19 protein-coding genes are annotated in these 18,553 nt (G+C 64.4%); 15 read left to right on the top strand and 4 right to left on the bottom strand.

The genetic code is table 11. The features are described 5' to 3' along the window. Nucleotides 1–147: 147 nt before the first annotated feature. Both infA and ACR9YP_RS00705 read right to left on the bottom strand, forming a co-directional pair. Nucleotides 148–435, bottom strand: a complete 288-nt coding sequence (gene infA / locus ACR9YP_RS00710) for a translation initiation factor IF-1 (RefSeq protein WP_092292310.1) — start codon at nt 433–435, stop codon at nt 148–150. A gap of 23 nt (nt 436–458) precedes the next feature. Beyond that, complete coding sequence (locus ACR9YP_RS00705) at nt 459–2,042, bottom strand: DEAD/DEAH box helicase (RefSeq protein WP_438104610.1); 1,584 nt, start codon at nt 2,040–2,042, stop codon at nt 459–461. Nucleotides 2,043–2,521: 479 nt separating this feature from the next. Here ACR9YP_RS00705 and urtA point away from each other — a divergent pair, with 479 nt between their 5' ends. From urtA to ACR9YP_RS00630, 15 genes are all read left to right on the top strand, one after another. Then, nucleotides 2,522–3,850 carry an urea ABC transporter substrate-binding protein gene (gene urtA / locus ACR9YP_RS00700; protein ID WP_438104611.1) on the top strand — a complete coding sequence of 443 codons (1,329 nt, stop codon included), beginning with the start codon at nt 2,522–2,524 and terminating at the stop codon, nt 3,848–3,850. Between the two features lie 84 nt (nt 3,851–3,934). After that, nucleotides 3,935–5,542, top strand: coding sequence for an urea ABC transporter permease subunit UrtB (gene urtB, locus ACR9YP_RS00695; RefSeq protein WP_438104613.1), 1,608 nt, complete (start codon nt 3,935–3,937; stop codon nt 5,540–5,542). Continuing rightward, nucleotides 5,539–6,708 carry an urea ABC transporter permease subunit UrtC gene (gene urtC, locus ACR9YP_RS00690; RefSeq protein WP_438104614.1) on the top strand — a complete coding sequence of 390 codons (1,170 nt, stop codon included), beginning with the start codon at nt 5,539–5,541 and terminating at the stop codon, nt 6,706–6,708. The genes urtB and urtC overlap by 4 nt, the downstream gene beginning before the upstream one ends. 4 nt (nt 6,709–6,712) lie before the next feature. Next, the gene (gene urtD / locus ACR9YP_RS00685) at nt 6,713–7,474 is read left to right on the top strand and encodes an urea ABC transporter ATP-binding protein UrtD (protein WP_438104616.1); all 762 of its coding nucleotides are present in this window, start codon (nt 6,713–6,715) and stop codon (nt 7,472–7,474) included. Between the two features lie 3 nt (nt 7,475–7,477). Continuing rightward, the gene (gene urtE / locus ACR9YP_RS00680) at nt 7,478–8,173 is read left to right on the top strand and encodes an urea ABC transporter ATP-binding subunit UrtE (protein ID WP_128936628.1); all 696 of its coding nucleotides are present in this window, start codon (nt 7,478–7,480) and stop codon (nt 8,171–8,173) included. A gap of 31 nt (nt 8,174–8,204) precedes the next feature. Beyond that, nucleotides 8,205–9,035 (top strand): urease accessory protein UreD, encoded by an 831-nt coding sequence (locus tag ACR9YP_RS00675; RefSeq protein WP_474218807.1) that lies wholly within the window; start codon nt 8,205–8,207, stop codon nt 9,033–9,035. Between the two features lie 24 nt (nt 9,036–9,059). Further along, the gene (locus tag ACR9YP_RS00670) at nt 9,060–9,362 is read left to right on the top strand and encodes an urease subunit gamma (RefSeq protein WP_027553946.1); all 303 of its coding nucleotides are present in this window, start codon (nt 9,060–9,062) and stop codon (nt 9,360–9,362) included. Between the two features lie 11 nt (nt 9,363–9,373). Continuing rightward, nucleotides 9,374–9,679 (top strand): urease subunit beta, encoded by a 306-nt coding sequence (locus ACR9YP_RS00665; protein ID WP_035708642.1) that lies wholly within the window; start codon nt 9,374–9,376, stop codon nt 9,677–9,679. 57 nt (nt 9,680–9,736) lie between these two features. Continuing rightward, nucleotides 9,737–10,276 (top strand): HD domain-containing protein, encoded by a 540-nt coding sequence (locus ACR9YP_RS00660; RefSeq protein ID WP_438104620.1) that lies wholly within the window; start codon nt 9,737–9,739, stop codon nt 10,274–10,276. A 34-nt stretch (nt 10,277–10,310) separates the two neighbouring features. Continuing rightward, the gene (ureC, locus tag ACR9YP_RS00655; protein WP_438104622.1) at nt 10,311–12,026 is read left to right on the top strand and encodes an urease subunit alpha; all 1,716 of its coding nucleotides are present in this window, start codon (nt 10,311–10,313) and stop codon (nt 12,024–12,026) included. A gap of 128 nt (nt 12,027–12,154) precedes the next feature. Beyond that, nucleotides 12,155–12,454 carry a putative quinol monooxygenase gene (locus ACR9YP_RS00650; RefSeq protein ID WP_027553941.1) on the top strand — a complete coding sequence of 100 codons (300 nt, stop codon included), beginning with the start codon at nt 12,155–12,157 and terminating at the stop codon, nt 12,452–12,454. 12 nt (nt 12,455–12,466) lie between these two features. Further along, complete coding sequence (locus ACR9YP_RS00645; RefSeq protein WP_438104624.1) at nt 12,467–13,096, top strand: urease accessory protein UreE; 630 nt, start codon at nt 12,467–12,469, stop codon at nt 13,094–13,096. Continuing rightward, nucleotides 13,077–13,805 (top strand): urease accessory protein UreF, encoded by a 729-nt coding sequence (locus ACR9YP_RS00640; protein ID WP_438110522.1) that lies wholly within the window; start codon nt 13,077–13,079, stop codon nt 13,803–13,805. Before ACR9YP_RS00645 ends, ACR9YP_RS00640 begins: the two co-directional genes overlap by 20 nt. Before the next feature lie 163 nt (nt 13,806–13,968). Then, the gene (ureG, locus tag ACR9YP_RS00635; RefSeq protein ID WP_091881274.1) at nt 13,969–14,592 is read left to right on the top strand and encodes an urease accessory protein UreG; all 624 of its coding nucleotides are present in this window, start codon (nt 13,969–13,971) and stop codon (nt 14,590–14,592) included. A 315-nt stretch (nt 14,593–14,907) separates the two neighbouring features. Beyond that, entirely contained in the window at nt 14,908–16,566 is a 1,659-nt protein-coding gene (locus ACR9YP_RS00630) for a CHASE domain-containing protein (RefSeq protein ID WP_438104626.1), read from the top strand. 7 nt (nt 16,567–16,573) lie between these two features. On the opposite strand, the gene ACR9YP_RS00625 is transcribed toward ACR9YP_RS00630, so the two are convergent. Continuing rightward, the gene (locus ACR9YP_RS00625) at nt 16,574–17,188 is read right to left on the bottom strand and encodes a TetR/AcrR family transcriptional regulator (protein WP_438104627.1); all 615 of its coding nucleotides are present in this window, start codon (nt 17,186–17,188) and stop codon (nt 16,574–16,576) included. Between the two features lie 180 nt (nt 17,189–17,368). After that, nucleotides 17,369–18,511: an OpgC domain-containing protein gene (locus ACR9YP_RS00620; protein ID WP_438104629.1), complete on the bottom strand. Its 1,143-nt coding sequence runs from the start codon at nt 18,509–18,511 to the stop codon at nt 17,369–17,371. Between the last annotated feature and the right edge of the window lie 42 nt (nt 18,512–18,553).

Below are 18,553 nucleotides of genomic sequence, written 5' to 3'. Positions count from 1 at the left end.
GTCCGGCCGAAAATCGATTAATTCATTTTATCGGAATTAAAGCCTCAAAACAATCCTGACGCGCACGATTTTTTGATCCGCCGTGATGTCACGGCGGATCAGCATACGGATCGGAATTTTACTGCCGCGCTCGCGCGCGAGAACCGATTAGCGGCGGCGGAACTGGCCGCCGCGCTGGCCGGGACGCGGCGGTCCACCCGCCGCGCTGGGACGTTCGTCCTTGTGGCGGAAAATCAGCCGCCCCTTCTCGAGGTCATAGGGCGACATTTCCACCGTCACGCGGTCGCCCGCGAGCGTCTTGATGCGGTTCTTCTTCATCTTGCCGGCGGTATAGGCAACGATCTCGTGTCCGGCGTCGAGCTGCACGCGGTAGCGGGCGTCGGGGAGGATTTCGGTGACCAGTCCTTCGAACTGGATCAGCTCTTCCTTAGCCATGAATTTCTCCAGGTCGTGGACAGCTAGTGCGAATAGGGTTTGCGGTTCGGTTGGCCGTTCGGCCGACTCTCCCGGCGCAAAAAGGCAACGCCTTGTATCCCATCGGAGGTCCCGGCGCTATGCGCGGAACGCTGTTCCGGGCGGTCTGCAGGCGAGGAATGCATCTGAGTGCCGGTGCGGCGGCGACGTGAACCCTTTGAGGCCTTCGGGCCATTGCCGGGCCGTCCGTCAGCATGCCTGGCCTCGCCATGCCGTCCCTCGCCGGGCCGGCCGTCGCTCGGCTTGCCGCCGCTATGGTGGCGCCCGTCGGCATGCCTTTCGTCGGCACGCCGCCCGTCACCGTGCCGTGCGCCTTGCGGACGCTGGCCCGGGCGGCCGCCCGGCCGGCCCTGTCGTTGCTGCGATGGGGGAGGGCCCGCATCGCGGCGGCCGGCATCGGTGCGGAGATCTTCCCGCGGCAGCGCCACGCGGATCAGGCGCTCGATATCGCGGAGATAGCTGAGCTCTTCGCCGCCGGCGACGAGCGAGATCGCGGTGCCGTCGGCGCCGGCGCGCGCGGTGCGGCCGATGCGGTGGACATAGGTCTCGGGCACGTTGGGCAGATCGAAATTGATGACGTGGCTGATGCCGTCGACGTCGATGCCGCGGGCGGCGATGTCGGTGGCGACCAGGGTGCGGATCTCGCCCGAGCGGAACTGGGCGAGCGTGCGCTCGCGATGGTTCTGCGACTTGTTGCCGTGGATGGCATTGGCGGCGATGCCGGCCTTGGCCAGCGTCTTCACCACCTTGTCGGCGCCGTGCTTGGTGCGGGTGAAGACCAGCGCGCGGTTGATCGGCTCGTCCTTCAGCAGCTTGGTGAGGAAGGCGGGCTTGGCCGAGAAATCGACCTGGAGGATGCGCTGGTTGATCCGCTCGGCGGTGGAGGAGACCGGGGTCACCGCGACGCGGGCGGGATCACGCAGCATGGCGTCCGCGAGCTCGGCGATGTCCTTCGGCATGGTGGCCGAGAAGAACAGCGTCTGGCGCTTGATCGGGAGTTTCGCGACGATTTTGCGGATGTCGTTGATGAAACCCATGTCGAGCATGCGGTCGGCCTCGTCGAGCACGAGGTATTCAACGCTTGAAAGCTTCAATCCGTTGCTCTGCACGAGGTCGAGCAGGCGGCCGGGGGTGGCGACGAGCACGTCGACGCCCTGCATCAGGGCGCGGACCTGGCGGCCCATCGGCACGCCGCCGATGGCGAGCGTCGAGGACAGGCGGATGTGGCGGCCATAGGCGTTGAAGCTGTCGAGGATCTGGCCGGACAGTTCGCGGGTGGGCGACAGCACCAGCACGCGGGCCGTCTTGGGCTGCGGCTTGATGCGGTTCTCAAGCAGGCGATGCAGGATCGGCAGCGCGAAGGACGCGGTCTTGCCGGTGCCAGTCTGGGCGATGCCGACGACGTCGCGGCCGGTCAGCGCCAGCGGGATGGTCTGGGCCTGGATCGGGGTGGGGGTGACGTAACTCTCTTCACGAAGAGCGCGCGCGATGGGTTCGGCGAGGCCGAAATCCTGAAACGAAGTCAAAAGAGGGGTACTTTCCATGTCAATAGCGGGCGCCCGGCGCATTCGGCGCGGCGCGCGCATAGGGTGTCGAGAAGACACCTGCGTGTTTGGGGTGTCGGATGGGCTTGGGAGATATGGGGCAAGCCAGAGGCCGGTAGGGCCTTAAGAACACGCAGCTCGCAACGACGGCTTGATTCGCAAGCAGTCTCGATCCTTCATATGGAACATCGCAGGGGCGCTTTCAAGGCAAGCTCGCCTCAAACGGCGGTTGCGGTGCAGAAATAGTTATGCCGGAAATTTAGCCAGAATTGGCAATTTGCATAAAAAATAGACTGCCTGCCGCTTTCGCATACATTTCAGTTGCCCAGGGTTTAGGCGGAAAGACTGCGGCTAAACTTGGAATTCAGGTCATTTTATAAGTAGATCCAATGGTTTGAGAGGTGCTCAGTCCATGGCATGGTTCTTGCGAATCCGTTAATCGCAGGCGGCCGTGGGGCCGTTTCGCAGCGTTTTCACGTCTGCGTCAGGGAGATGATACACTCATGTTTAGCAAATCCACTCACGATATAGCGGCGTCATTTAGCCGCCGCGGCATCCTCGCCGCGACCGCCGGACTGATGCTCGGTCTGGCTTCATTGACTGGCGCCAAGGCCGCGGACGACACCATCAAGGTCGGCGTGCTTCACTCCCTTTCCGGCACCATGGCCATCAGCGAGACCACGCTGAAGGACACCATCCTCTTCCTGATCGACGAGCAGAACAAGAAGGGCGGCGTGCTCGGCAAGAAGCTCGAAGCCGTCGTCGTCGACCCCGCTTCCAACTGGCCGCTGTTCGCCGAGAAGGCGCGCGAGCTGATCACCAAGGACAAGGTCTCGGTCGTGTTCGGCTGCTGGACCTCGGTGTCGCGCAAGTCGGTGCTCCCGGTCTTCAAGGAGCTGAACAACATCCTGTTCTACCCCGTGCAGTACGAGGGCGAGGAGAGCGAGCGCAACGTGTTCTACACGGGTGCTGCGCCGAACCAGCAGGCGATTCCCGCCGTCGACTATCTGATGAAGGAAGAGAAGGTGAAGCGCTGGGTGCTCGCGGGCACCGACTACGTCTATCCGCGCACCACCAACAAGATCCTGGAAGCCTATCTGAAGTCCAAGGGTGTCGCCCAGGAAGACATCATGATCAACTACACGCCGTTCGGTCACTCCGACTGGCAGACGATCGTGGCCGACATCAAGAAGTTCGGCTCGGCCGGCAAGAAGACCGCAGTGGTCTCGACCATCAACGGCGACGCCAACGTTCCCTTCTACAAGGAGCTCGGCAACCAGGGCGTCAAGGCCAAGGACATCCCGGTGGTCGCGTTCTCGGTGGGTGAGGAAGAGCTCGCCGGCATCGACACCAAGCCGCTGGTCGGCCATCTCGCCGCCTGGAACTACTTCGAATCGATCAAGACCAAGGACGGATCGAACGAGAAGTTCATCAAGGACTGGCAGGCCTACACCAAGAATCCGAAGCGCGTGACCAACGATCCGATGGAAGCGCACGTGATCGGCTTCAACATGTGGGTGAAGGCCGTGGAGAAGGTGAAGTCGACCGATCCGGACAAGGTGATCGACGCGCTTCCCGGCATCGAGGCGCCGAACCTGACCGGCGGCGTGTCGAAGATGCTGCCGAACCACCACATCACCAAGCCGGTGTTCATCGGCGAGATCAAAGGCAACGGCCAGTTCGACGTGGTCTGGAAGACCCCGGGCCTCGTTGCTGGCGATGCCTGGTCGAAGGAGCTGGACGGCTCCAAGGACCTGATCGGCGACTGGGTCGGCAAGAAGTGCGGCAACTTCAACACCAAGACCAACAAGTGCCTCGGTTCGGGCTCCTGATCCCGACCTGACGCTCCATGACACGATCGGAGAGGGCGGCGATCCCGCCGCCTTCTCCAACCATTTCTGCCGGGGTCATTCACAGTGCCAGCCCATTTGTCTGCCCGTCTCTGCTCGCTTGCGCTCTCGCTGTTTCTGATCGCGTTCGCGCTGCCGGCCTTCGCCGGTCCGTTCGAAGATGCGGTCGCCAAGTTCGCCAATGACGATTTTTCCGACACGGAGGAGGCGATCGGCGCGGTCGCGAGCAGCGGCAACGCGCTGGCATTCCCGATCATCAGCGCGCTGCAGGACGGCCGCCTCATGGCCGATCCGGATAGCAAGAAGGTTTATGTCACCGGCGCCGACGGCAAGTCGATCGACGCCGCAACCGGCCAGCCCGTGGCCAGCGTTCCCGACAGCGCGAGCGCGGTCCGCCTCAACAACCGCCTGCGCCGCAGCGTGGACGCCGCGCTCGGCAGCCTGACGCTTCAGTCGCCGGATCTGTCGACGCGCCTCCAGGCCGCGCAGTCGGTGTTCAAGTCGCATGAGGAGGCCGCGCTCGAGGCGGTCGAGGCCGCGCTGGCCAAGGAAGGCAACAGATCCGTCAAGACCGCGCTCGGCGAAGCCCGCGCGGCCATCCTGCTGTTCAAGTCGGACGCCACCGAGGTCGAGAAGCTGGAGGCCGTCGCCACCCTCAAGGCGCGCGGCGACCAGGAGGCGCTGGCGCTGCTCACCGGCATGGGCGACCAGCCGGCCTCGGTGAGCAAGGCTGCTGCGAGCGCGATCGGCTCGATCCAGAACTCGCTTGCGGTCTGGTCCATGGTGCAGAACGCCTGGTATGGCCTCTCGCTCGGCTCGGTGCTGCTGCTCGCCGCGATCGGGCTCGCCATCACCTTCGGCGTGATGGGCGTGATCAACATGGCCCATGGCGAGATGGTGATGATCGGGGCCTACACCACCTTCGTGGTGCAGGAGGTGATCCGCACCCGCTATCCCGGCCTGTTCGACTATTCGCTCCTGATCGCGGTGCCGCTCGCCTTCCTCGTCGCCGGTGCCATCGGCGTCCTGATCGAGCGCAGCATCATCCGCTTCCTCTACGGCCGTCCGCTGGAGACGCTGCTGGCGACCTGGGGCCTGTCGCTGGTGTTGCAACAGGCGGTGCGCACCATGTTCGGCCCGACCAACCGCGAGGTCGGCAACCCCTCCTGGATGAGCGGCGCCTTCGAGCTCGGCCAGATCACCATCACCTATAACCGGCTCTGGATCCTCTGCTTCACGCTGGCGGTGTTCGCGATCCTGCTCGCGATGCTGCGCTATACCGCGCTCGGCCTCGAGATGCGCGCAGTGACGCAGAACCGCCGCATGGCGGCCTCGATGGGCATCGCGACCTCGCGCGTCGATGCGCTGACTTTCGGGCTCGGCTCGGGCATCGCCGGCATCGCCGGCGTGGCGCTGTCGCAGATCGACAATGTCAGCCCCAATCTCGGCCAGAGCTACATCATCGACAGCTTCATGGTCGTGGTGTTCGGCGGCGTCGGCAATCTCTGGGGCACCCTGGTCGGCGCCTTCACGCTCGGCATCGCCAACAAGTTCCTGGAGCCGGTCGCCGGCGCCGTGCTCGGCAAGATCGCCATCCTGGTTCTCATCATCCTGTTCATTCAAAAGCGGCCGCGCGGCCTGTTCGCGCTCAAGGGCCGTGCGGTGGAAGCATGACTCCTCACATGCTGACGCGATCGCTGGACCGCAGCGCGACGATCTTCCTTGCCGTCGTCGCAGCCTGCGGCATCCTCATCCCGCTCTCGAACCTGCTACTGCCCGCGGGCTCGTTCCTGCAGGTGCCGACCTATCTGGTCGCGCTCTGGGGTAAATATGTCTGCTACGCCATCCTCGCGCTCGCGATCGATCTGATCTGGGGCTATTGCGGCATCCTCTCGCTCGGCCACGGTGCGTTCTTCGCGCTCGGCGGCTACGCCATGGGCATGTATCTGATGCGGCAGATCGGCACCCGCGGCGTCTACGGCAACCCGATCCTGCCCGACTTCATGGTGTTCCTGAACTGGCAGAAGCTGCCCTGGTACTGGTACGGCTTCGACATGTTCTGGTTTGCGGCCCTGATGGTGCTGGTCGTGCCGGGCCTGCTCGCCTTCTGCTTCGGCTGGCTCGCCTTCCGCTCCCGCGTCACCGGCGTGTACCTGTCGATCATCACGCAGGCGATGACCTATGCACTGCTGCTCGCGTTCTTCCGCAACGATTTTGGCTTTGGCGGCAACAATGGCCTGACCGACTTCAAGGACATCCTGGGCTTCAACGTCCAGGCGGAGGGTACGCGTGCGGCGCTGTTCGCGCTGAGTTGTCTGGCGCTGATTGCAGGTTTCCTGATCTGCCGCGCCATTGTCTCGTCCAAGCTCGGCAAGGTGCTGATCGCGGTGCGCGATGCGGAATCGCGGACGCGCTTCCTCGGCTACCGCGTCGAATCCTACAAGCTGTTCGTGTTCACGGTGTCGGCCTGCATGGCCGGCGTCGCCGGCGCGCTCTACGTGCCTCAGGTCGGCATCATCAATCCATCCGAATTCGCCCCCGGCAATTCGATCGAGGCGGTGATCTGGGTTGCAGTCGGCGGCCGCGGCACGCTGGTCGGTGCTGCGCTCGGCGCCGTCGTCGTCAACTACGCCAAGACGTTCTTCACCTCCGGTGTGCTGGCGCCGTACTGGCTGTTCATGCTGGGCGCGCTGTTCATCCTGGTGACGCTGCTGCTGCCCAAGGGGATCGTCGGCACCTTCAACGCCTGGTGGGACTCCTCGAGGGAAAAGCGCACCGCTGCAGCCATTGCGAGCGCTGCGGCCGAAGACGGCGTCACCGAACCCAAGATGGCGGAGTAGCGCGATGAACGTCATGGACAGCCGCGCGACCTCCGCGATGCTCTATCTCGACGGCGTGCACGTCTCTTTCGACGGCTTCCACGCCATCAACAATCTGTCGCTGACACTTGAGCCCGGCGAGATGCGCGCCATCATCGGCCCGAACGGCGCCGGCAAGACCACGATGATGGACATCATCACCGGCAAGACCAAGCCGGACGAGGGCACCGTGCTGTTCGACGGTGTCACCGATCTGACGCGGCTCGACGAGACCCGCATCGCCGAGCTCGGCATCGGCCGCAAATTCCAGAAGCCGACCGTGTTCGAGAGCCAGACCGTGCAGGACAATCTCCTGCTTGCGCTGAATGTCGATCATTCGGTTCGCGGCACGCTGTTCTGGCGCGGCAGCAAGGCGGAGTCCGAGCGCATCGACAAGGTGCTGGAGACGATCCGCCTCACCGATGCCCGCAACCGCCTCGCCGGCAGCCTCAGCCACGGCCAGAAGCAGTGGCTCGAGATCGGCATGCTGCTGGCGCAGGATCCGAAGCTGCTCCTCGTCGACGAGCCGGTCGCAGGGATGACCGACGTCGAGACGCATCTCACCGCCGAACTGCTGAAAGAGATCAACAAGACCCACACTGTGATGGTGGTCGAGCACGACATGACCTTCGTGCGCGAGCTCGGGGTCAAGGTCACCTGTCTGCATGAAGGCACCGTGCTGGCGGAAGGCACCATCGACCAGGTCTCGTCCAACGAGCGGGTCATCGAAGTCTATCTGGGACGCTGAGCGATGCTTGAGGTCAAGGACATCAATTTGTTCTACGGCGCGGCTCAAGCGCTGCGCGGCGTCTCGATCTCGGCCGAGCCGGGCAAGGTCACCTGCGTGCTCGGGCGCAACGGCGTCGGCAAGACCTCGCTGCTCCGCGCCATGGTCGGGCAATATCCGATCTCCTCGGGCGCGATCGTGCTCGACGGCAGCGACATCACGGGCCTGAAGCCCTATGAGCGGGCGCGCAAAGGCATCGGCTTCGTGCCGCAGGGCCGCGAGATCTTTCCGCTGCTGACGGTCGAGGAGAACCTCAAGACCGGCTTCGGCCCGCTCAGGCGCGAGGACAAGCACATTCCGGACGACGTATTCTCGCTCTTCCCGGTGCTGCAATCCATGCTCGGCCGGCGCGGTGGCGACCTCTCCGGCGGCCAGCAGCAGCAGCTCGCGATCGGGCGCGCGCTGGTAATGCGACCAAAGCTGCTGCTGCTCGACGAGCCGACCGAGGGCATCCAGCCCTCGATCATCAAGGACATCGGCCGCGCCATCTCTTACTTGCGCAACCTCGGCAACATCGCGATCGTCCTGGTCGAACAATATCTCGACTTTGCCTGCGAACTCGGCGACAGTTTCGCGGTGATGGATCGCGGCGCGGTGAAGTTCACCTGCGACCGCTCCAATCTCGACGCGAGCGAAATCAGCCGCCAGATGGCGCTGTAGGCCATTCTGCCGCGACCGGCTGGGGAGGCGGATGCGCAGCGACGTTTCGGTCACATCGACGGTTTTCGAGGCCAACCGCGCCCGCGGCGCGGTGCGCTTCGACGTCCATGCGCGCGATGGTGTGACGCGGCGCGGGACCTTGCATGAGTCCGGCTCGCTGCGCGTGCGCTTTCCCTCGCCGGAAAGCGAGGGGCTCTCCGGCGTGTTCGTCAACACGGCCGGAGGTGTCGCCGGCGGCGATCGCTTCGACATTGAGATCACAGCCGCTGATGCTGCGCGGCTGACGCTGACGACGGCGGCCGCAGAAAAGGTCTATCGTGCGCCGGGGCAGGCGGCCGAGCTCAATATCGCGCTGAAGGTCGGCGCAGGGGCGCATCTGTCCTGGCTGCCGCAGGAAACAATCCTATTTGATCGCGCCCGTGTCCATCGCCGCTTCGACATCGCGCTCGATGAGGCGGCTTCGCTCCTGCTCTGCGAGATCGTGGTGTTCGGTCGCACCGCCATGGGCGAGCGGATGGAGCAGGGCGAGTTCGTCGATCGCTGGCGGCTCTCTCGCGGCGGCAGGCTGGTGTTCGCAGAGGCTGTCAGGCTACATGGTCATATCGGTGAAAAATTGGCGCGATCCGCCGTGGCCAAGAGTGGCGCCGCGATCGGCACGGCCCTGATCGTGCCCGGCGACGAGGCGTTGGTCGAGCGCATCCGCGAGGCATCGGATTCGTTCGCCGGCGAGGTCGGGATATCCGCCTGGAATGGCTTTGCAATGGCGCGGTTCTGTGCCCAAGATGCGGCGCGCTTGCGCGCCGACATGATGGCGGTGCTGGCGCGCACCGGCGCGGCCCTGCCGCGGCTCTGGCTGAACTGACTGGTTGAACGGAAGAGATGTCGCATGAATCTGTCTCCCCGCGAAAAGGACAAGCTTCTAATCTCGATGGCGGCGATCGTGGCCCGCCGTCGGCTGGACCGCGGCGTCAAGCTCAACCATCCCGAGGCGGTTGCGATCATCTCCGACTTCATCCTCGAAGGCGCGCGCGACGGCCGCACCGTCGCCGAGCTGATGCAATCCGGCGCGCAGGTGCTGACCCGCGACCAGGTGATGCCCGGCATCCCCGAGATGATCCACGACATCCAGGTCGAGGCGACCTTTCCGGACGGCACCAAGCTCGTCACCGTGCACGAGCCGATCAGGTAGGAGCGAGAAGCATGATCCCCGGCGAACTCTTCATTCAGGACGGCGAGATCGAGCTCAATGCCGGCCGCAAGACCGTGACGCTGACGGTCGCCAACACCGGCGACCGCCCGATCCAGGTCGGCTCGCACTACCATTTCTTCGAGACCAACCCGGCGCTGAAGTTCGATCGCAAGAAGTCCCGCGGCATGCGCCTCGACATCGCCGCCGGCACCGCCGTCCGCTTCGAGCCCGGCCAGACCCGTGACGTCCAGCTCGTCGCCATGGCCGGGAAGAAGACCATTTATGGCTTCCGCGGCGACGTCATGGGGAAGCTGTGATCTCCGAAGGAACGAGCCTGGTGCGGCACGGTTGAGGCGAAAACGGAGGTCTTTGCCATGCTGACACCGATCCGCCTTGTCTCCGAAGCTGCCGAGCTCGCTGCGCACCGCCACAACGGCATGGCGCGCAAGGGGCGCGGCAACGAGCCTTATATCAATCATCTCGCCGAGGTCGCGAACCTGCTGGCGACCGCGACCGACGGCGCCGACGCCGAGCTGGTCGCGGCCGGCTGGCTGCATGATATGATCGAGGACACCGACACCACGCGCGAGGAGCTGGCGCAGAGATTTTCGGCGCGTGTCGCCGCCCTCATCGTGGAATGCACCGACGACATGAGCCTGCCAAGGGCCGAACGGCGGCGGCTTCAGGTGCTCGAAGCGCCGAAGAAATCCCCCGGCGCAAAACTGATCAAGATCGCCGACAAGATCAGCAATACAGAGGCGCGCATTCAAACCGACCCGAGCGCCGAGGAGCGGGACGATCTCGCCGATTACATCGGATGGGCCACGCAGGTCGTTGCAGGCTGCCGCGGCGGCAATGCGTGGCTCGACGAGAAATTCGATGATGCCGTGAAAGCAGCGAGATCCTTGCTGTGACTGACCAGATGTTCAAACGCAATCGGGGCTTGTGATGTCCGTCAAGATCAAACGTTCCGTCTATGCCGACATGTTCGGCCCGACCACCGGCGACAAGGTGCGGCTGGCCGACACCGACCTCATCATCGAGGTCGAGAAGGATTTTACCACGTACGGCGAGGAGGTGAAGTTCGGCGGCGGCAAGGTGATCCGCGACGGTATGGGCCAGTCGCAGGTCACCAACCGGCAGGGCGCGGCCGACACCGTCATCACCAATGCGCTGATCGTCGACCATTGGGGCATCGTGAAAGCCGACGTCGCCATCAAGGACGGCATGATCTCTGCGATTGGCAAGGCCGGCAATCCCGATATCCAGCCCGGCGTCACCATCGTCATCGGCCCAGGCACAGATGTTATCGCAGGCGAAGGCAAGATCCTCACCGCCGGCGGCTTCGACAGCCACATCCACTTCATCTGCCCGCAGCAGATCGAGCACGCGCTGATGAGCGGCGTCACCTCGATGCTCGGGGGCGGCACCGGCCCCTCGCACGGCACCTTCGCCACCACCTGCACGCCGGGGCCGTGGCACATCGCGCGGATGATCCAGTCGTTCGACGCCTTCCCGGTCAATCTCGGTATCTCCGGCAAGGGTAATGCCTCGCGGCCGGCCGCACTGGTCGAGATGATCAGAGCCGGCGCCTGCGCACTGAAGCTGCACGAGGATTGGGGCACGACGCCGGCGGCGATCGACAACTGCCTGTCGGTCGCCGACGATCACGATATCCAGGTGATGATCCATACCGACACGCTGAACGAATCCGGCTTCGTCGAGGACACGATCAAGGCGTTCAAGGGCCGCACCATCCATGCCTTCCATACCGAAGGCGCCGGCGGTGGTCACGCGCCTGACATCATCAAGGTCGCGGGCCTGAAGAACGTGCTGCCGTCCTCGACCAATCCGACGCGGCCGTTCACGCGCAACACCATCGACGAGCATTTGGACATGCTGATGGTGTGCCACCACCTCGATCCCTCGATCGCCGAAGACCTGGCCTTCGCGGAAAGTCGCATCCGCAAAGAGACCATCGCCGCCGAGGACATCCTGCACGATCTCGGCGCGCTCTCGATGATGTCCTCGGACTCGCAGGCCATGGGCCGCCTCGGCGAGGTCATCATCCGGACCTGGCAGACCGCTGACAAGATGAAGAAGCAGCGCGGTTCCCTGCCGCAGGACAGAGGCAAGGACAACGACAATTTCCGCGTCAAGCGCTACATCGCCAAATACACCATCAATCCCGCGATCGCCCACGGCGTGTCGAAACTGATCGGCTCGGTCGAGAAGGGCAAGCTCGCCGACCTCGTGCTGTGGTCGCCGGCCTTCTTCGGCGTCAAGCCGGACTGCATCGTCAAGGGCGGCAGCATCGTCGCCGCGCCCATGGGCGATCCCAACGCCTCGATCCCGACGCCGCAGCCGGTGCACTACCAGCCGATGTTCGGCGCCTTCGGCAAGGCGCGGACGGCGTCCTCGGTGCTGTTCACCTCGAAGGCGGCGGTCGCGGGCGGTCTTGCGCGAAAACTCGGCATCGACAAGAAGCTCTATGCGGTCCAGAACACCCGCGGCAAGATCTCCAAGAAGAGCATGATCCACAACGACGCCACGCCCGATATCGAGGTCGATCCGGAGACCTATGAGGTCCGCGCCGACGGCGAGCTGCTGACCTGCGCGCCCGCCGAGGTGCTGCCCATGGCGCAGCGATATTTCATGTACTAAAATAGCGCCTCAACGCATGTCCCCGCATCAAGTCCGGAGACAGCTTTTCCGGTGTTGCGTTCGATCCGGCCTGGTCTAATGTCCGGCCCGGTATCGTACCCTTAGAAGAAAAGCCGGGAGGATTTCTCGTGATCTATGTCGTTGCTACCTTGACCATCAAGCCCGAAACGCGCGCCGAATTCATTGCAGCTGCAACCGCCTGCATCAAGGAGACGCGGAAGGAGCCCGGCAATATCGCCTACGATTTGCACGAGAGCGTCACCGATCCCAGCAAGATGGTATTCGTCGAGCAGTGGGAGAATGCCGAGGCGCTGGTGCCGCACCGCGCCATGGAACACATGAAGACGTTCGGCCGCGTCGCGGTGAAATGCTTCACGGCGCCGCCGAAGATCGAGGTGATCACGCCCGAGAAGGTCGAGACACGGTAACGGAGTAGACGCATGATCCGGGCGACGCAGGTCAAGGGGCAGCACCGCTTCACGGAAGCACCCGTGGATACGGTCGTGCTCGATTTCGACGATCGGCACCGCCGTCGCATGGCAATGACGGGGACGCGGGGGCTCGAATTCCTGCTCGACCTGGAGCATGCCGTCGCGCTGCGCGGCGGCGATGCCCTGGTGCTGGAGGACGGCCGGCTGGTCGAGGTGGTGGCGGCACCCGAGCCGCTGCTGGAGATCCGCGGTCGCGATCCGCACCATCTCATCCGCGTTGGCTGGCATCTCGGCAACCGCCATCTGCCGACGCAGATCATGGCCAAAGCCTTGCGCATCCGCCGCGACCACGTCATCGAAGCCATGGTGAAGGGTCTCGGCGCCCGCGTGATCGAGATCGAGGCGCCGTTCGATCCCGAGGGCGGCGCCTATGCCGATGCCGGCCACGCGCATGGGCACGACGACCACGCGCATCACGATCACGGCCATCACGATCACCATGATCATCACGGTCATGATCACCACCATCATGGCCATGCCGCGCATGACCATGGTCACGATCATCACCATCACCACGACGAGCATTGCGACCATTCCGACCATCACCACGGCCACAAGCATGCTCATGACCACAAATGAGCCGGTCAGCCCCGCTGACCTCGCCGGGCGCGAGGCGGCGGCGCTGTACCGGTTGATGACCTGGCTGTCGCCGGCATTCCCTGTCGGCGGGTTCTCCTATTCCAGCGGCATCGAATGGGCGGTCGAGGCCGGCGATATCACCGACACCGCGACGCTGGCCGACTGGCTCGACGCGATGCTCGGCGACGGCTCGGGCTTTTGCGATGCGACGTTCCTGGTCCATGCCTATCGCGCCGCGGAAGCGGGCGAGACCACCGCTTTGAACGATATCGCCGAGCTCGCCGCCGCCTTCGTGCCGTCGCGCGAACGACAGCTGGAGACGACCTCGCAGGGCCGCGCCTTCATCGACATCGCCCGCGCCGCGTGGGATGCCGATGGCCTGGATGCCATGGTTGCGGCATGCCGCACGCCGCTGGTCTATCCCGTCGCGGTCGGCGTGGTCGCCGCGATGCATGGCGTGCCGTTGGCTTCGACACTCCACGCCTTCTTGCATGCGCTGGTCTCGAACTGGATTTCCGCGGCCAGCCGTCTCATTCCGCTCGGCCAGACCGACAGCCAGCGTGTGCTGGTGAGGCTGGAAGCCGCCGCCGCCGCGACCGCCAATCGTGCGCTGAATGCGACACTGGACGATCTCGGCAGCGCGACTTTCCGCGCCGATCTCGCCAGCCTAAGGCACGAGACACAATATACGCGGCTGTTCCGGTCGTGAGCACGTTGCGTCACACTCCGCCGTCGTCCCGGCGCAGGCCGGGACCCATAACCACGAATCTTCGTGGAGATGGAAGGATGCGGCCACAGCCCGTCCTATCAACCGGGTTCGGTGGCTATGGGTCCCGGCCTTCGCCGGGACGACGTTAGGAAGAGCGAGCGACATGTCGAAAACTCACGGCCCCTTGCGTGTCGGTGTCGGCGGCCCGGTCGGATCGGGCAAGACCGCGCTGATGGACCTGCTCTGCAAGACCATGCGCGCGCGCTATGACATCGCCGCGATCACCAACGACATCTACACCAAATGGGATGCGGAATACCTCGTGCGTTCGGGCTCGCTGACGCCGGACCGCATCGCGGGGGTCGAGACCGGCGGCTGCCCGCACACCGCAATTCGCGAGGACGCCTCGATGAATCTCGCCGCGGTGGCGGACATGCGCGCGAAATTCCCGGACCTCGATCTCGTGCTGATCGAGTCCGGCGGCGACAATCTGGCTGCCACTTTTTCCCCGGAGCTGGCCGACCTCACCATCTACGTCATCGACGTTGCCGCCGGCGACAAGATCCCATCCAAGGGCGGCCCGGGCATCACCCGGTCAGACCTTCTTGTCATCAACAAGATCGACCTGGCACCCCATGTCGGAGCCTCCCTGGAAAAGATGGAGACGGATGCCAAGCGCATGCGCGGCCAGCGCCCCTTCGTCATGACCAACCTGAAGAAGAGCCAGGGTCTCGATCGCATCGTCGGCTTCATCGAGACCAAGGGTGGCTTAAAACGGGACGCTTAAAACCGCGGGGCCCGACGGACGCGACGACTTAGCGCAGGCGTTTTTGCCCTAACACCCCGGGGCAGGGCCGCAACCGCGGAACAAATTTCGGACAGGGCGATTAACTACCTCTTGGCCCCCAAGGGGCAAATCCGTGCGGCCGGACCATCGGCCGGACGGATTAAGCTTTTCAGCCGACCTACGTTGCGTACTGATGCCTCCTCCTCCATTATCTCCGCCACTGGGGGTTCACCCTGTTTCGGCACATGGCCGTTCGAGCGGCGTTCATATGCTCCATGTTTATTGCCGACCTCCTGCTTTCGCCTGAGTAGTCGCGTGGTCCGGCTGGGTTTCATCATTGGCTTCATCGCTCTGCTCGGAGCCCTGCTCTCCGGGCTTGCGGCCTATCGCGTTCACGATCAGGAGCTGGCGCTGGACCGAATCGCGCTCGCGCGTGCGATCGACGTTCACGCAAGCCTGGTCCAGGACCGCCTCACCGAGCGGGAGCTGCTCGCGCGTGTCGCCTCCGGCTTGTTCCGTGCGCCATCCGTGATCAAGCCGAACATGCTGGAGCCGCTGCGCTCGGCCATCTACGCCTTCAAGACCGACTTCGTGGTGGCCGGCTGGATCGCCCGGCTGAAGCCGAACGAGCTTACGGCGGCGCAGGCTGCCATTGCCGGCGCCGGCTTCCCCAATCCGCGGATCCGCATGTTTGACGACAAGCCGATCAATTCCGCCGATGTCACCCAGCCGATCGACGTGCTGATGGACCTTGAGCCGCGCAGCAACGAGACCAAGGCGCTGCCTGGCCGCAGCTACGATCAGGATCCGGTTCGCAGCGCCATGCTGACGCGTGCCCGGGTCGAGAAGCGGTCGATCGCCTCAGACCCGATTCCGCTGCTCCGCGGCAACGGCCCGATCGGCGTCATCGTGGCCGCGCCCGTCATTCCCGAAGGTGCAACGGAGCCGGCCGGGTTCGTCACATTTTCCTACGAGCTTGCTTCGCTGATGCTGACCAATGACGACATGTCGTTGTTCTCGGTCGCGCTCAGGGATCCGCGCAGGGACGGCGGCGAGCTCGTTGCCAACGACCAGGGCGTGGTCTCCACGCGTATGACGGCGGCGGACGGACTGGCGCCGTCGGCCATGCGCACGGTGAGCTTCGGTGGCCGTGACTGGCAGCTCGCCTATTACGCGAAGACCAATTCGGCGCGTCGTGCCGAGCAGACCGCCATCATCGTCGCGGCGATCGGCCTCGCCATCACCGCGATGGTGTGCGGCCTGTTCGGCTATGTCGCCTACAACAATCTGCGCCTCAGCCGGGAAATCCAGGTGCGGATCGGCTTCGAGCGCCGGCTCACCGCTGTCATCGACGAGCTCAACCACCGGGTCAAGAACATCTTGGCGGTGATCCAGTCGATCGTGACACGCACGCTGCGCCACGGCTCGGACATCGACGTCGCGCGCGAGCTGCTGATCGGCCGCATCCACGCCATGTCGAACGTGGTCTCGCTGCTCAGCGAGAGCCAGTGGCAGGGTGTCAAGCTGAAGGGCCTGTTCGAAGCGCGCGCCATCCCGCATGCCGATCGCATCGCCGTCACCGGTCCCGACATCGCGGTCAGCGCGCGCGCGGCGCAGAGCCTGTCGCTGCTGTTCTTCGAGCTCGCCTCGCATTCCGACGAAGGCCTGTCGCTGGTCGGCAAGCATCCGCACATCACCGCCAATTGGACGGTGACGGGCGAGGAGCCCGACGAGATTTTCAGTTTTCGCTGGGAGGAGTTCAACACCAGCGAGGCGACGCGCCGCCCCGATTCCGATTTCGGCCTGATCCTGCTCGACCGCGTCGCGCCCGAGGCGCTCGGCGGCACCGCCAAGCGCTACTTCACCGACGTCTCCTATGTCTACGAGCTGATCGCGCCGATGGAGACGGTGGTCGACATGACCGAGCGCGATCGGACCGACAAGATTTCGGCCCCGGTCAGGCCTGTGCGGTGATGCGAGGTCAGCCCTTCGGCCGCAGCACCAAATCGACCAGATTGCGCGCGTAAGCCGGCGTGATCGGTGCGATGCCGAAGACATAGCGGTAGAACAGGCCGCCATAGATCGCGTCGTAGAGATCCTCGGGCAGTCCCGCGGCCAGGATGCTGCCGTCCTTCTGGCCCGCCGCGATCATCTCGACCAGCGCGTCGCGGCGGAACTGCAGATAGCGGGCGTAGAACAGCTCGGCGGAGCCGGTCTTCGAAATGCATTCGGAGATCACGGCGAGCTGCACCTTGCCGAACTCGCCCCGGAGCGCCTCGGCATAGGCCGCGGCATGGCGGCGTGCACGCGCCGCGGGCGTTCCGGAGCTCACCGGCGGCAGCGGCAGCATCTGCGCGGCGTGGTGGAGAAAGGCGTCGATCAGAAGCGCCTCGCGGGACGGCCACCATTTGTAGATCGTCATCTTGGAGACGCTGGAGTGCCGCGCGACCGCGTCGATGGTGGTGGCGGCAAGGCCGGTGGTGGCCATCAGCGCATAGGCGCTTTCGAGAATGGCGTTGGTGGTCTCGATCGAACGCGGCCGGCCGCGCCGGGGCGCGCCGTCGTCCCCATCACCCTCGCTATTCGCCGTCACCACGTCCGGTCTCCTCGCAACCCGCTTCTGCTCCGCATAGCGCAGCCGCGGCCGCCGGCCTAGAGCATGATCCGGAAAAGTGTGTAGCGGTTTTCCGAAAAGATCATGCTCAAACAATAATCCAAAGTGCGATGACGATTCATCCTGATCTCACGCGCTTTAGGGGAATCGGATGCGCACCGGCTAGGCCTGCTGCCGCAAGGCGGCGGGCAGGTCCTGCCACTTCGACCAGGCGATGTAATAGGCGACCGCGGTCATCGCGGCGAAGCCGGCGAGGCTCACCACGACCTGCATCACCATCATATTGGGCCCGGTGATCAGGATGAGATGACCTGCAAAGGACAGGAATACGCCGACGCAGAACACAGCGAGCCATTCCTCGCCGCATCTGATGACCGCCTGTAGCGGCTTCAATTGCAGGCCGGGATGATCGGCCGGAATGAGATGGGTCGCGAGGAAGGCGAGCGCGAGGAAGTGAAGCACGCGATAAGGCGCGAGGTTTTCCTTGTCGGTCGGCGCGATGCCGTTGAGGAGGACGTCCGGCAGATAAGCGGAGAGCGCCGGTGAATGGCGCATCAGGGTGACGGCCATCGCGAAGATGAGATAGGTCCCGGCGAGGATCCGCAGCCAGGACATGCCGCGCAGCGCCCGCCCGGGCGCGCCCGTCACGGCGAACCAGCCGCCCAGCACCATCAGCATCTGCCAGCAGAGCGGATTGAAGGTCCACTCCTGGTCCGGATAGACCCGGAAATTCCAGTCGAACCAGCGTGCGGCAAGGTACAGCGCGACCGATGCCGCCAGCGTCACGTTCGGCCGCCGCAACAGGCCCCACAGCACAAGCGGAAAGAAGGCCATCAGCGGGACCATCAATTGCAGCAGGTCGAGGTTCAGCGGCTCCTCCTGGAGCACGAGACCGCGGATCAGGATGCGCAGCGGATGCTCGAGAATCCCAGAGATGTTGTATTCGTGGATGATTTCCGGTGCCATCGATTGCGAGGCGACATAGGCGATGGCGTCGATATAGATGACGAACAGGACGACGTAGGCGGCGTAGAGCCGCCAGACGCGTCGAAAGATGCGCGTCGCCGCGACGACGTAGCCGCGCTCCAGCGCCATCCGGCCGTGGATGATGGCGACGCCATAACCGGCCACGAACACGAACAAATCCGCGGCGCCGCTGAAGCCGAAGTTTCGCAGCGTCAGCAGGTTGACGACGTTGTTCGGGATGTGATCGACGAAAACCGACCAGTTGGCGATGCCGAGTGTCAAATACAGTCTGGCGTCGGGTTGAAATGCGGCGAGGTTCGCCTTGACGGACGGTTTCATCACGAAAAAACTTTTGGAATCAGGGGCGACGCTTTTAGCGGC

The sequence above is a fragment of the Bradyrhizobium sp. BR14999 genome (assembly GCF_056106085.1).
Note: the sequence above shows the minus strand (reverse complement) of the source record. Positions and strands in the feature narration are given on the sequence as shown.

Coding starts and splice junctions, on each gene's coding strand:
- ACR9YP_RS00645 (WP_438104624.1), top strand. CDS start 12,467: ATGATCCGGGCGACGCAGGTCAAGGGGCAGCACCGCTTCACGGAAGCA.
- ACR9YP_RS00660 (WP_438104620.1), top strand. CDS start 9,737: ATGCTGACACCGATCCGCCTTGTCTCCGAAGCTGCCGAGCTCGCTGCG.
- urtA (WP_438104611.1), top strand. CDS start 2,522: ATGTTTAGCAAATCCACTCACGATATAGCGGCGTCATTTAGCCGCCGC.
- ACR9YP_RS00640 (WP_438110522.1), top strand. CDS start 13,077: ATGCTCATGACCACAAATGAGCCGGTCAGCCCCGCTGACCTCGCCGGG.
- ureC (WP_438104622.1), top strand. CDS start 10,311: ATGTCCGTCAAGATCAAACGTTCCGTCTATGCCGACATGTTCGGCCCG.
- infA (WP_092292310.1), bottom strand. CDS start 435: ATGGCTAAGGAAGAGCTGATCCAGTTCGAAGGACTGGTCACCGAAATC.
- urtE (WP_128936628.1), top strand. CDS start 7,478: ATGCTTGAGGTCAAGGACATCAATTTGTTCTACGGCGCGGCTCAAGCG.
- ACR9YP_RS00705 (WP_438104610.1), bottom strand. CDS start 2,042: ATGCGCCGGGCGCCCGCTATTGACATGGAAAGTACCCCTCTTTTGACT.
- ACR9YP_RS00670 (WP_027553946.1), top strand. CDS start 9,060: ATGAATCTGTCTCCCCGCGAAAAGGACAAGCTTCTAATCTCGATGGCG.
- urtD (WP_438104616.1), top strand. CDS start 6,713: ATGAACGTCATGGACAGCCGCGCGACCTCCGCGATGCTCTATCTCGAC.
- ACR9YP_RS00620 (WP_438104629.1), bottom strand. CDS start 18,511: ATGAAACCGTCCGTCAAGGCGAACCTCGCCGCATTTCAACCCGACGCC.
- urtC (WP_438104614.1), top strand. CDS start 5,539: ATGACTCCTCACATGCTGACGCGATCGCTGGACCGCAGCGCGACGATC.
- ACR9YP_RS00675 (WP_474218807.1), top strand. CDS start 8,205: ATGCGCAGCGACGTTTCGGTCACATCGACGGTTTTCGAGGCCAACCGC.
- ACR9YP_RS00665 (WP_035708642.1), top strand. CDS start 9,374: ATGATCCCCGGCGAACTCTTCATTCAGGACGGCGAGATCGAGCTCAAT.
- ureG (WP_091881274.1), top strand. CDS start 13,969: ATGTCGAAAACTCACGGCCCCTTGCGTGTCGGTGTCGGCGGCCCGGTC.